This window comes from Paenibacillus sp. NPDC093718, assembly GCF_050279985.1.
Taxonomy (GTDB): domain Bacteria; phylum Bacillota; class Bacilli; order Paenibacillales; family Paenibacillaceae; genus Paenibacillus_AQ.
Genome location: NZ_JBNNUS010000004.1, coordinates 133,440 through 146,912, shown reverse-complemented (window position 1 = coordinate 146,912; position 13,473 = coordinate 133,440). Strand labels below are relative to the sequence as shown.

Here is a 13,473-nt window from a genome sequence, read left to right as displayed (position 1 = left end):
GGAGCTTTGCCGATAAGGCAAAGCTCCTTCTTTTTTTGTAATGCATCACCATAGCGCATATCATTCATTCTCTTATGTTGAGATTCCGTTTGAATGAAAGACTCTTTGCTAGCTTGCTTGCAGTCAGTGACCGCGTTCTTTCTCCATGTGCATTTTGTCCTTTCTCTTAGAATAGTTCTATTAAATGCCCATGTCTCATAAGTATAAGTAGAGCGTGTAGGAGCATGTACAAGAGTATATACCAGGGGAAAAGGCACAGGAGGGAAGTGCAATGAAAGATTCAAAGGTTCGGGTGAATGTGAGTTCTGCAGGAAAAAAACGGGCGATTGATTCAAAAGACGATTTGAAAGAAGGAAATCCTCAATCATACCAGGTACCATCCGAAGGATCGGCTGCTCCCGTATTGAAGTGGGACTTTCCCGGAGAACTTGAGAAGAAAGCCGGATCGACTGAAGAACATAACCGTGATTCGAATCCGGATAAAAAGGATATACAGGAAGGGCCGCGCGGGCACCGCGGCCCGGGGAGAGCGCCGGACGCCTTCGGCGAGTCCGGCCACAGCTCCCGGGCGGCCCATACGCCGCCGCCCGGAAGCCCCGCTGGCGCGCCTGCGCACGGCGCCGCGCCAGCCCCCGGCGGGCCGGCGGCCATGCCGCAGGGCCCGCATCCCGCGGCCGAGCCGCAGCGCTTCGCGCCAGCGGCAACGGGCCGCGTGCCGCGCGGCGGCCGCACGTTCCGTGTGCGGCCTGCGCGCTGGGGGCGCCGCGGCTTTGCCTCGCGGCGCCCGGCCGCCGGAAGGCGGCGGGTGCGGGTGCACCCTGCCGTCTGGGCGGTGGCGGTGCTGTTGGCCTTGGCGCTGGCGCTGCCCCTGCTGGTGGTTGCCCCCGGCAACAACGCACCAGAGCCGCTTCCGCCGGGGTCTGGCCCGCTGCCTTCCGCCGAGCCGCAGGCGGCGGAAGAGCCCACGGTATCCGTCTACGTAACCAAGACGGATACCGTGGAGGAACTGCCGCTGGAACAATACCTCGTCGGCGTCCTGGCCGCCGAGATGCCGGCTGAGTTCCAGCTGGAGGCACTCAAGGCCCAGGCCATTGCGGCACGGACGTATATCGTGCAGCGGCTGGCGTCCGGCGACCGCAGCGGCGTGCCGGACGGCAAGGCCGTGGTGACCGATACGGTCAGCCACCAGGCTTACATCGCCCAAGACGAACTTACGAAGGAATGGCAGCGGCTCGGGAAGGAAGCAGAGCTGGCGAAGCTCCAGCGAGCGGTAAAGGAAACGTCAGGAGTGGTGATGACATATGAGGGTCAGCCGATTACCGCTTCTTTTTTCTCCACCAGTAACGGTTATACCGAAAATTCAGAGGATTATTGGAAGAACGAGATTCCCTACCTGCGCAGTGTGGAGAGTCCATGGGATAAACAGATTTCACCGAAGTACAAGACAACGATCACGATGCCCCGCTCAGAATTCATAGGAAAGCTTGGTCTGGCGGATGGAGCCGTACCGGTATCGGCAGGCGGGGATGGGGGGGCTTCTTTTTTGAAAGTACTCTCGTATACGCAAGGTCATCGAATTGAGAGCGTACGGGTTGGCGGCAAAAAGTTCACCGGTCGCGAGGTGAGAGAGAAGCTGGGGCTTCGTTCGAGCCAATTCACCCTTCATATGAAAGACGGCGAGATTGAGATAACGACCTACGGCAACGGTCACGGCGTGGGCATGAGCCAATACGGAGCAGAGGGCATGGCCCGCGAAGGATACAAAGCGAAAGAGATTCTGGCGCACTACTATACGAATATTTCTTTTGACAAAACTTCAAATCTTCTCTCTTCAAAAAAATAATAGTTAGATAACGTATAAAAGAGTTGCCCCCGGTAACAATGGTTACTGAGGTGATTGCAAATGAATGAACAGAACAAAAATAGTAAACCCCACGAAGAAACTCCTAAAACTGTGCAAGGAGATTCGGCGGTACCGTCATCTTCGTGGAAGAAAGCATTATCCAAACGGTGGGTGTTCCCGGCAGCATACTTAGCAGCAGCGGCAATTATACTAACCCTCGTGTGGGTCTACCAGGACGCCAGCCAAAAGACGCTGAACCCACAAGAGGAAGCAACCACCGTATCGGATTCGGTTCAAGGCTCGGAGAAGCCTGCTGCAACCGAAGGCAATGACGGAGAAGCTGTAGAAGTGACGGCCAATGCGCAATCGATGATCTGGCCGGTAGCCGACGACGTGGCAGTCAGCATCGTCAAGCCTTACTTTGACGAGACGAACCCGGAAACGCATCAAGAGGCAATGGTGCAGTATAATGACACCTTTACGCCGAATATGGGAATCGACTTGGCTGCTGCGGATGACACGATGTTTGAAGTTCGTGCCGCACTGACTGGTAAAGTGACCCGGGTTGAGAATCACCCGGTTAATGGCAACGTTGTGGAAATTACGTCAGGTGACACGAAAACCGTGTACCAAAGCTTGAACGAAGTGAAAGTGAAGGAAGGCGCTGAAGTGAAGCAGGGCGATTCCATCGCGACTGCCGGGCGCAGTGAGTTTGAGAAGGATCTCGGCAACCATGTGCACTTCGAAGTGTATGAGGGCGGGAAACTGGTCAACCCTGTGAGCGTACTTCCGCAAAAATAATTTCATTTCTTTGTAGCCATGCGCCCACCGCGCACTTGAAGAGGGCAGGATCTTGTGATCCTGTCTTTTTTTTTGTTGCGGTTTTGGACGGCAAGTCCAACCCTTGCCGGGCCTTGTTTTTTGGACATTTTGGACTTGTCCGTCACGGGCATGTCCAGAAAATAAATGGGTCCAAGTAAGCTTGTCACCCCTTGAAACCGAGAATATCCCGTCATGCCCCTCATATAATGTACCAAACTATCCACACAGTAGGGAGGCGGGAGCGTGCACGATTACATCAAAGAGCGGACCATTAAGATCGGACGCTGTATCGTGGAAACGAGGCATACGGTTCGAACTATAGCCAAAGAATTTGGCGTGTCGAAAAGCACGGTGCATAAGGACTTAACCGAACGTCTGCCGGAGATCAACCCGGACCTGGCGGATCAGGTGAAGCACATTCTCGAATACCACAAATCCATCCGCCATCTGAGAGGCGGAGAAGCTACCAAGATCAAGTACAAAAAAACCGGCAGCAACCGCGAACCGGTGGCCACGGCGAAATCCTGATTTTTAGGGCTTAGGTCACTAGATTGACGTTGAATCCCTCCCCTAAAGTATGATATGTTAAAAGCTGGTATAGGATCGAAATATGGGACCTGTTTTGCCGAAGATCATCATCGATTGCTAGATTATGTCGAAGGATGGTTCGGTACAGCGAACAGACTCTTTTACCATAAAATAACACTTTGGGGGCTTTTCATGATGTTGAGCAAGGATATTGGAATCGATCTCGGAACGGCGAACGTGCTCATTCACGTAAAGGGGAAGGGGGTAGTGTTAGACGAACCTTCCGTTGTCACTATTGAGACCGACACCAAACGAGTCCTTGCCGTCGGTGAGGAAGCACGGCGCATGGTCGGGCGCACTCCCGGCAACATTACGGCGATCCGCCCGCTGAGGGACGGGGTCATCGCCGACTTCGAAATAACGGAAGCCATGCTGAAGTACTTTATTGATCGCGTGGGCGCGCGCAGTTGGCACAGCCGGCCCCGAATCCTCATCTGTGCACCGACGAACATCACTTCGGTAGAGCAGAAGGCGATCCGGGAAGCGGCTGAGCGCAGCGGCGCAAGGGATGTGTTCCTTGAAGAAGAACCGAAGGCAGCGGCAATTGGCGCAGGGATGGATATTTTCCAACCGAGCGGTAACATGGTTGTGGACATCGGGGGCGGCACCACGGATGTGGCCGTCCTGTCCATGGGCGATGTCGTCACCGCTTCTTCGATTAAAATGGCGGGGGACAAGTTCGACGAGGCGATCACGAAGTATGTGAAGCATAAATATAAATTGCTGATCGGAGAACGGACGGCAGAAGATTTGAAGGTAGCTATCGGAACGGTTCGTCCAGGCGGTAGACAAGCTGAGATGGATATTCGCGGACGCGATATGGTATCGGGACTGCCGTTTACGGTAACGGTGTCTTCGGCAGAGGTGCAGGAAGCTCTGTGGGATCCGGTGTCATCGATCGTACTCGCAGCCAAATCCGTTTTGGAGCGGACCCCGCCGGAGCTGTCGGCGGACATTATCGATCGCGGCGTCATATTGACCGGCGGTGGCGCACTGCTTCATGGTTTGGACGAGCTGTTGACGGACGAGCTGCGGGTGCCGGTGCTTGTTGCGGAGGATCCGATGCATTGTGTGGTTAAGGGAACGGGAATTATGCTGGATAATTTGGACAAGGTCGTAAAGAAAAAGTTCTAACCTTCCGATATAGATGATAGGAACAACATGAATATGGATATGAATCGGTATAATCACCACGATGAAATTAGCGATCTGCTCCGCATTACATACACGCTGATAACAGCGGAGAGGGCGGAATTGTAATGGAAAAGCGAAGCGTTCGCCTTTGTTTTTGGATTTCAACCATATCCAAGATGGTAACAAGAAATCCAAAAACAACAGCGATTGGAAGTACAATCCGTCATCGTAGCGGTCGTTATATCGATTAAGGTTGTTATGATTCGTTAATGGAAGGGAAGTGCCTTCATTGTTAAGAGGTCTATATACAGCGGCTTCAGGGATGATGACCCAGGAGCAGCGACATAATACGGTGACGCAGAACATCGCTAACGTCAACACGACAGGCTACAAGGCAACCAACAGCGTGCAGCGTTCGTTCCCCGAAGTGCTTGTCTCCATGATCGGCGGCAATGATTCGACGAATGCGGGACGGAAGCTGGGTAAGTTCAACACGGGTGTTTACGCTGAGGAGAGCATATCGCTTTATACCGAAGGCGCGCTCCGTGAAACGGGCAAGACAACAGACTTTGCGCTGGTATCCTCTTTTGCGGTACAGAATCCGGCAACGGGCCAACCTTATCCATTTGATGCTTCCGGCAGATACGTGGATGAGAACGGCGAGGTGATCTACCGGCCGGAAGGTTTTTTTACGGTTCAGAATGAGAATGGGGATATCCGTTACACCCGTAACGGCAGCTTCCGGGTTAGCCCCGAAGGCAACTTGTTGAGCGAGAGCGGCTATCAGGTATTGGATAACAATAACAGACCGATTGTATTGACAGGCTCGGCGAGTAACTTTACAGTGAATGAGCAAGGAGAAATCATGGACGCAGAAGGCAATGGGACAGGCATCATTCTCGGAGTAAGTATCGTGAGCGAGCCTCATGGACTGATTCGTGAAGGTCATGGCGTGTTCCGAATGGCCGATCCGGACGGGGAAGTTCGTTTTATGGCACCCGGTGATAACGGAGTCATCCGCCAGGGATTTATCGAGGGGTCCAACGTGGATCCGACGCAATCGATGGTTGAATTGACAGCTGCGCTGCGCGCGTATGAAACGAACCAAAAAATCGTTCAGTACTACGACAGAACGCTGGAGAAGGCGGTCAATGAGATCGGCCGAGTCTAAGCCGTGTTTGTAAGTAGGCAGGCAGCACAACTGCTGTATGAAAATGTGAGCCCACGGGAGGTAAGTGATGAACAACTCGATGATTAGCGCCATGGTGTCGATGAATGCCCTCCAGCAGCGATTGGATGTCATTGCGGACAATATAGCAAACGTCAATACGGCTGGTTATAAGAAAAAGGAGGGATCCTTTGAAGATGTGCTGACGCAGGTTCAGCAGCATCATAAGGACTTCGACCGGACGGGCCGCGCGACACCGCTTGGCTATACACTCGGGTATGGCATGAGACTATCTTCCGTCGTGCAGAACATGGAGCAGGGGGGCATGAAGGAAACCGGTAATCCGCTCGATCTGATGATTCATGGACAAGCCATGTTTGCCGTTCAGGGAGATGGTGCAATTGGATATACCCGCGAAGGCGGATTTCATGTATCTCCGGATGCCCGGAACCCAAACAACCTGCTGCTGGTCAATTCACAAGGCTATCCAGTACTTGACGTGAACAATAATCCAATCTCGCTTCCGGCCAAGGGGAAAGTTGCCATTAACCAGAAAGGGCAGATTATCGTGGAGACCCCAACGGGTCGAACGGCTCCTTATGCAACCTTGAAGCTGGTTGAGCTTGAGCGTCCGGAGGGCTTGGTTGCTGTCGGCGATAACCTGTTCGTCGTAGGAAGCGGCTTGACGGAAGGCGATGTGTTCGATTTGACACCGTCGGCTCCAGGCGAGCCTCCGAAATCGAAGGTGCTTTCCGGATTTATTGAACAATCGAATGTCAATTTGACCGATGAAATGACCAAAATGATGGAAGTTCAGCGGGCCTACCAGCTGACGGCACGTGCGCTTAGTTCAAGCGATACCATGATGAACCTTGCCAACACAATGCGAGGGTAGGTGGGCATCATGAGTGAATCAAACGCCAAAAAACGATCCAAGACATCCGGATGGAAAATCGCTGTCCGTATCATGATTCCTGTATTGCTCGTATTGGCATTATTCGGAGGCATGGTCTTCGGATATGTTGTTCTCGGCGATCAGGAGCTCAGTGAAGTGTTTGAATGGGGCACATGGAAGCATGTTTTTGATTTGATTTTTGCACCTTGACGAGAGGTCAAGGTGAACACAATGTCTTGAGATAAGATGCCAAACTCCCTTTAAGGGAGTTTTCTTTTTTTGGGGTTAAACGGTATAATGGGATGGGACTTGCGTATTAACTTTGTCATTTCATGACAATGGACGGATGTATGTAAAAGGGCCCTCTCCTCGTACACAAGTGTCCGATGGGAGAAAGCCCCTTATCTAAAACCTTCACTTCTGCAGCGGTGAAGGATATCCATCATTTTTTCCGCAGATCCTTCTTTTTATGCACATGATCTGAAATTCGTTAAGAAAACCTCAAGAGAATGCATGATACAGCCGTAAATAATACCTCCCGCGGCTTGAGAAAGCGGCACAGCGGCAGCGAATGGAACGAACAACCCTTTTCAAACGCTATGCTTGGCGGGTACGTACATAAGGAGGATTTTAATACTATGTTGAACATCAAACAAATTCAAGAAATTATTCCCCATCGCCCCCCGTTTTTGCTGGTCGATAAAATTGTGGAGATTGAGGACGGCAAACGAGCGGTCGGCATCAAGAACGTGACGATCAATGAGCCTTTTTTTGTCGGCCATTTCCCTGAATATGCTGTTATGCCGGGAGTCCTGATTGTAGAAGCTTTGGCGCAGGTCGGTGCTGTTGCAATTCTTAATGTAGAGAGCAACCGGGGAAAGCTTGGCTTTTTGGGGGGCATTGACGGTTTCCGTTTCCGTGGGCAAGTGGTCCCGGGTGATACGCTGCGGCTGGAAGTCGAGATCATTCGTTTGAAGGGCATGATCGGTAAAGGGAAAGCAACCGCTACAGTGGATGGACGTGTAGTTGCCGAGGGAGAAATTATATTTGCTCTCGCGGATAAGGAGTAATTTTCAGACTATTCTTGTTTGGATGAGGAAGGGAGACTTTTTTTCATGTCAGAGATGAGTCAGAGAACAATCGATACGGTACAACGTTGGTTGAATGATCCATATGTAGATGAGGAGACGAAACAGGAACTGCGTTCACTCGAGCACGACACCAAAGAGCTGGAGGAACGGTTTTATCGTGATCTGGAATTTGGCACGGGCGGTCTGCGCGGTGTTATCGGTGCAGGCAGCAACCGGATTAATAAATATACGGTAGGCCGCGCAACGCAAGGCTTTGCACAATATATCATGGAGGCTCACGGCACCGCGGAGGGCAAGCCTTCTGTTGTCATTGCCCATGACTCCCGGCATTTCTCGCCGGAATTTGCGTTAGAGGCTGCTTTGGTTTTGGCCGGAAACGGGATTGTAGCGAAACTGTATCCTTCCTTGCGGTCAACGCCGCAATTGTCATTCAGCGTGCGTCACTTGGGTGCTACCGGAGGGATTGTCATCACGGCAAGCCATAATCCGCCGGAATACAACGGTTATAAGGTGTACAACCGTGAAGGCGGCCAGCTGGTACCGGACGAAGCAGAGAACGTAATTGCCCGGATACAGGAGGTGGATTCCTTCTCTGCGGTCAAGAGGCTGTCTCAAGCTGATGCAGAGGCTCAAGGCCTGCTGGTTTGGCTGGGCGAAGCGGAGGACCAGGCTTTTGCGGATACGGTGGCGAGTGTCAGCGTGAACCGGGATCTTATCGAATCCAAGCTGGGCGAAGATATCCATATCGTATTCACGCCTCTCCATGGAACAGGGCAAGCACCTGTAGAGCGCGTGCTTAAGAGCATCGGCTTTAAGCATATTCATGTCGTTCCGGAGCAAGCCGAGCCGGATGGAAACTTCTCCACCGTCAAATCCCCGAATCCGGAGGAGCGGGAAGCTTTTACACTCGCGATGAAGCTTGGCGAGAAAGTCGGAGCTGACATTTTGATCGGAACAGATCCCGATGCGGATCGTATGGGGGCTGTCGTGAAGAATAGCCAGGGCGAATACGTCGTACTGACTGGCAATCAATCCGGCGCGATTATGATCCACTATTTGCTGGGGCAATTGAAGGAAGCGGGCAAGCTGCCTAATAATGGTGCGGTTATCAAGACGATCGTAACGAGTGAGATGGGGGCGGCGATTGCCGAGCATTATGGTGCCACCGTCTTGAATACATTGACAGGCTTCAAATACATTGGTGAGAAAATGACCCAGTTCGAGGAGTCCGGCAGCCATACGTATCTGTTTGGTTATGAGGAGAGTTACGGCTATTTGGCTGGCAATTATGCCCGCGACAAGGATGCCGTATTGGCCTCGATGCTGATATGCGAAGCAGCCGCTTATTATAAAGGACAAGGCAAGACGCTGTACGATGTGCTGCAGGAGCTGTATGAGCAGTTCGGTTATTTCCTTGAGACACTGGAATCCCGGACGCTCAAGGGTAAGGATGGCGTCGCCCAGATTCAAGCGAAGATGTCCGATTGGCGCGACAATCCACCTGGAGAAGTCGGAGGCGTGCCGGTTAAGCAGGTGCTTGATTATGCCGAAGGCCTGGACGGGTTGCCGAAGGAAAATGTGTTAAAGTATCTGCTTGAAGACGGATCTTGGTTCTGCCTGAGACCTTCCGGTACCGAACCGAAGATCAAAGTGTATTTTGCCGTGCGCGGCGAATCCCTCGCCGATGCGAATCGCAAAATTCAATCGCTCTCGGATCAAGTCATGGCCCGGGTAGACGCTTAAACATAGATACATTGAATGAGAGAAGAGAACGAAGGGAATTTACGATGGTTGCTGCAAGGCCCAAAAGAGCTGTTGCCCTCCATCGTAAATTTCCATAGGTTCGATGAGGAGGTACTTTCGTGGTTCAGAATTGGAAACGCTGGAACACAGCAGCCCGCAAGTGGCTGTGGATTCTGGTTGTTCTTGGCGTTGCAGCGGCCCTGCCGGTAGGTTATGACCGACTGCAAACAGAATCAACATCAAAGAATGTAGAGCTGGTGTTTGATTATCGGGATTTGTTGGATGTCGCGGCGTATCAATCCAAGCCGCAGGATTTTGTATCTGAGCAGCTGGATCGCCTGAAAGAAGCTGGCGTAATCAGTATGGCACTTTATGAAAGCACGCTGGACGAGCTGGTGAAATCGCGGCGAATATCGGTATATGACGGGCAGCAGGTCGCTGATCTGACAGGTACGACGGTCTCCCCGAACGAGAATTTTACGTATGTTTCATTCCTGAACGAGGAAAGCGCGACTTTAATTAAACCCATTATCGAAGAAACCTACACGAGATTGGGTATTCCGGTAAGATCCTGGCAGTTCGATCGTGGAGTGGATGGGTTGGTGCTGGAAACTCCGCGTTCCAATGCGGTCATTAAACCGCTGTCTCCAGACCCGATTACCATTGGCATGCTGCGAGAGAAGGGCTTTAACATTGTGCCGCGTCTGTCGGACAGTCTTCCGTACGACCAGGCGTATATGGAGAAGCTGATGGCGTACTTTGCGGACAACGGCGTAAAACGAATTTTGTTTGAAGGTGATTCCGCAAGAGGCTTCAACGATAATGAAGACATGAAAAGTTTGGATTCCTTTGGCGAGCTTTTGAATCAACACGGTATCGGCCTCGTGGCGATTGAGAATATCAAGCGTCCGCAAAAAGGATTTACGAAGCTTGCTTTTTTAACAGATTACAATGTAGCCCGTATTTATTCCTTAAGCGAGCGGGATGCTAATCTGGAGCCTGAGGTTATTGGAGAACGTTTTGCTCTGGCTTCCAAAGACCGTAACATTCGAATGTTCTATTTAAACGCGGAGCCAAGCCGGGATATGACCAAAGCATCCGTTACTCACCCGCTGGATAATCTGATTGACAGTTTGACAGGTATGGGGCAGGCCATTAAGCAGATCGAGGACAATGGTTTCACCATGGGTCCTGCAGAGCCGTTTAAGGTGACCGACTCTTCCTTGCAGCGTTACTTCAAGCTTGGGGCTGTCGTCGGAGCCGTAGCTCTGATTACGCTCATGATTTCCTATTACATTCCGTTCCTTACGATTGCCGCTTTTGTGATCGGGCTTTTGGGCAGTGCGGGATTGTATGTATTGAAGCCAACATTGCTTGAACAGGCCTTGGCTTTATTTGCGGCGATCAGTGCTCCAACGGTAGCCGTCATTCTGGCGATTCGCAAAGTCAATGAAACGCAGCAGAGCATACCGGACATGAGTTCTGGCAGAAGGGTGACCCATTCGATCGTTCTATTGGTAAAGACCTCAATCTTGTCGCTCGCAGCTGTACCGATCGTTGTGGCGTTATTGAACAATGTAACCTACATGCTTGTTCTGGATCAGTTCCGAGGCGTGAGCTTGCTGGCTGCGGCACCGATTGGGCTCATTGCCATCTACGTGGTTCTGTATCGCGGCGGATCGACTTATAGCTCAATCCTGAAATTGCTTAAAGCACCGATCTCGCTGACATGGGTCATCGCAGCCGGTATTGTGGCTATTGTCGGTTGGTACTATCTCACTCGTACAGGTAATGCAGGCTCTGTGTCGTCGATCGAAATGGCATTCCGTACATTCCTGGAAAATACGTTTGGCGTACGACCGCGTAACAAGGAGTTCTTGCTGGCTCATCCAATGATGGTACTCGGCGTGTTCCTGTCCTTTAAATACCGTCATGCCGTTTATCTGCTCATTATCGGTGTCATGGGGCAGCTGTCGATGGTCGGAACATTCACGCATATTCACACGCCACTCTATATTTCGGCCATTCGCGTTGTACTGGGTCTTGGACTCGGCTTGATTATCGGATTGATCGCGATATTGGTATGGCAAGTGGCAGAAAGGATCTGGAAAAGATGGTCTCCACTTCTAAGACAATAGTCATTTCCGGATACTACGGATTCAAAAATAGCGGTGACGAAGCGGTCCTGAAATCCATCCTGACGGCCCTGGAACAGGAAGGAAAGGCTGCGGGAGTTGATATAAACACCGTGGTACTTTCCATTGACCCGGAATGGACCTCAGCGGCATATGGGGTAAAGTCCGTACACCGAATGAAGCTGGGTGAAGTTCGACAGGCAATCAAGGACAGTGACGGCTTGATTAGCGGTGGAGGAAGCTTGCTGCAGGACGCTACCAGCCCAAAGACAATCCCGTATTATCTGGGCGTTCTCAAGATCGCGCAGTGGCTCGGAAAACCGACGTTTATTTATGCGCAGGGCGTAGGTCCGGTCAACCGTAAGCTGTTTTATCCGATGATTCGCTCGATCTTCCGAAAATGCACCTTTATCTCGGTGCGTGACATTCAGTCAGGTGAACTGCTTCAGTCGATGGGAATATCGGGGGAAGCCATTCACGTCGTACCCGATCCGGTGATGGGCTTGCCGCTGCCAGAAGTTGTGGATGTTCAGCGTGATTTCAACCCGGGATCGGGGTTAGAAGAGAACGATGTCTTATCAGTTTCTTCTATAGAAGAACATCGTGAATCATTCGAAGAACCTTTAGTGCAATCCTCATTATCAAATCGCGACACGGAAGGGGAAGGACCTCTGCCGGTTATCGGTATTTCGGTTCGATATTGGCATCCGGAACGCAAAGAGCTGAAGGCTGTTGCGGAAGGTTTAAAGGCATTAGCCGCACAGCGTCCGGTACATCTTCGCTTTCTCCCTTTTCATCAGCCGGATGATCTTGAGGCTTCGCAGTTTATTGCTAGCGGTATTGGCGATATTTCCAAAAATGGTTCGAAAATCAGTTTCTACCGTGATGAGAAGCAGCCGCAGGATATGCTGCGAGAGGTTGGCTGTTGTGATATGATATTGGGCATGCGTCTGCATAGCCTGATCTATGCCGCGAATCAGCGTGTGCCGTTGCTCGGAATTTCCTATGATCCGAAAATCAATCACTTTTTGAAGCGGCTGGGCAGCGAACCTGCGGGAAGCAGTGAATCACTTGACGCAGATGCGTTAAAGGATCAGATGCTGAAGCTGCTGGACGATGCAGCCGCATGGAAAGCGGAGCACGGCGAGCAGATTACTGTATTGAAACAAGAGGCCGCGCTGCCTGCACGCCACATTGCCCAATATTTACGCCATAGAGGATGATAAACATGAAACAGACCTATCCATTTCCTACCGTATCGGTGTTTGAGATTCCTTTTTCCAAGCTTAGTATGAAAGATACGGTGAAATTCCTGACAGAGGCTGTTCAGTCAAGGCAGCCCCACCATGTCATAACGGCGAATCCGATCATGGTGATGACGGCCGTAAACCATCCGGAATATAAACAGATGATGCAAAGTGCCGAAATCATCGTTCCGGATGGGACGGGGATCGTCTGGGCTGCCAGTGTCGGCGGCGAACCGCTGGAGGGGCGCGTTACCGGCTTTGAGCTGTTACATGAATTGTTGAAGGTCGGGGAAACCTATAGATGGAAGTTCTTTCTGCTGGGAACTACTGCCGAAGTGATTCAGGAAGCTGCCGAAAGGTTACAAATGCAATATCCGGCTGCGATTATATGCGGCTACCGGGACGGTTTTTTTGGACCTGATGAAGATGCTGCCGTCATCGAGCAGATTCGGGCAGCTTCACCGGATATTTTGTTTGTCGCCCGTGGTGCGGACAACCAAGAGCCTTGGATTGCGCAGCATAAACAAGCGCTTCAAGTTCCGGTTGTTATGGGAGTCGGGGGATCTTTCGATATTATCTCCGGCAAACTGAAGCGTGCGCCGAAAGTATTCCAAAAGCTTCGTCTCGAATGGTTTTACCGCCTTCTGAAGGAGCCCACCCGTTACAAAAGAATGCTTGCGCTGCCGAAATTCATAGTGAAAGTGCTGCGCGAGAAAGAAAACGTAACGAAATCGAGCTAAATGGCTCATTTCTGTGGGGGAAATCCGGGATTTCACCGGAAATTGGTATTGGTTTTTGGACCCGAAG

Annotated in this window: 12 protein-coding genes; all 12 read left to right on the top strand. The window is 51.5% G+C overall.

Annotation, left to right across the window (positions count from 1 at the left end):
• The first annotated feature begins 271 nt into the window (after positions 1-271).
• The 12 genes from spoIID (at position 272) to ACQKPA_RS13515 (ending at position 13,406) form a co-directional block, all read left to right on the top strand.
• Complete coding sequence (spoIID, locus tag ACQKPA_RS13570; protein ID WP_427492987.1) at positions 272-1,843, top strand: stage II sporulation protein D; 1,572 nt, start codon at positions 272-274, stop codon at positions 1,841-1,843.
• Positions 1,844-1,903: 60 nt separating this feature from the next.
• Entirely contained in the window at positions 1,904-2,644 is a 741-nt protein-coding gene (locus ACQKPA_RS13565) for a peptidoglycan DD-metalloendopeptidase family protein (protein ID WP_427492985.1), read from the top strand.
• Positions 2,645-2,908: 264 nt separating this feature from the next.
• Positions 2,909-3,193, top strand: coding sequence for a sporulation transcriptional regulator SpoIIID (gene spoIIID, locus ACQKPA_RS13560; protein ID WP_009594246.1), 285 nt, complete (start codon positions 2,909-2,911; stop codon positions 3,191-3,193).
• Between the two features lie 195 nt (positions 3,194-3,388).
• Positions 3,389-4,387 carry a rod shape-determining protein gene (locus ACQKPA_RS13555; protein WP_063479709.1) on the top strand — a complete coding sequence of 333 codons (999 nt, stop codon included), beginning with the start codon at positions 3,389-3,391 and terminating at the stop codon, positions 4,385-4,387.
• Between the two features lie 289 nt (positions 4,388-4,676).
• Positions 4,677-5,558, top strand: a complete 882-nt coding sequence (locus tag ACQKPA_RS13550) for a flagellar hook-basal body protein (protein ID WP_427492982.1) — start codon at positions 4,677-4,679, stop codon at positions 5,556-5,558.
• Between the two features lie 67 nt (positions 5,559-5,625).
• Entirely contained in the window at positions 5,626-6,450 is an 825-nt protein-coding gene (locus ACQKPA_RS13545) for a flagellar hook-basal body protein (RefSeq protein ID WP_427492980.1), read from the top strand.
• 9 nt (positions 6,451-6,459) lie between these two features.
• On the top strand, positions 6,460-6,660 hold the full coding sequence (locus ACQKPA_RS13540; RefSeq protein WP_009594210.1) for a DNA-directed RNA polymerase subunit beta: 201 nt from the start codon (positions 6,460-6,462) through the stop codon (positions 6,658-6,660).
• A gap of 428 nt (positions 6,661-7,088) precedes the next feature.
• A complete protein-coding gene (gene fabZ, locus ACQKPA_RS13535; RefSeq protein ID WP_427492978.1) occupies positions 7,089-7,520 on the top strand; it encodes a 3-hydroxyacyl-ACP dehydratase FabZ in 432 nt (143 codons plus the stop codon).
• Positions 7,521-7,565: 45 nt separating this feature from the next.
• Positions 7,566-9,284 carry a phospho-sugar mutase gene (locus ACQKPA_RS13530; protein WP_427492976.1) on the top strand — a complete coding sequence of 573 codons (1,719 nt, stop codon included), beginning with the start codon at positions 7,566-7,568 and terminating at the stop codon, positions 9,282-9,284.
• Positions 9,285-9,403: 119 nt separating this feature from the next.
• Complete coding sequence (locus ACQKPA_RS13525; RefSeq protein WP_427492974.1) at positions 9,404-11,422, top strand: DUF5693 family protein; 2,019 nt, start codon at positions 9,404-9,406, stop codon at positions 11,420-11,422.
• On the top strand, positions 11,398-12,642 hold the full coding sequence (gene csaB, locus ACQKPA_RS13520) for a polysaccharide pyruvyl transferase CsaB (protein WP_427492972.1): 1,245 nt from the start codon (positions 11,398-11,400) through the stop codon (positions 12,640-12,642). The genes ACQKPA_RS13525 and csaB overlap by 25 nt, the downstream gene beginning before the upstream one ends.
• A 5-nt stretch (positions 12,643-12,647) precedes the next feature.
• Positions 12,648-13,406, top strand: coding sequence for a WecB/TagA/CpsF family glycosyltransferase (locus tag ACQKPA_RS13515; protein ID WP_427492970.1), 759 nt, complete (start codon positions 12,648-12,650; stop codon positions 13,404-13,406).
• Positions 13,407-13,473: the final 67 nt, after the last annotated feature.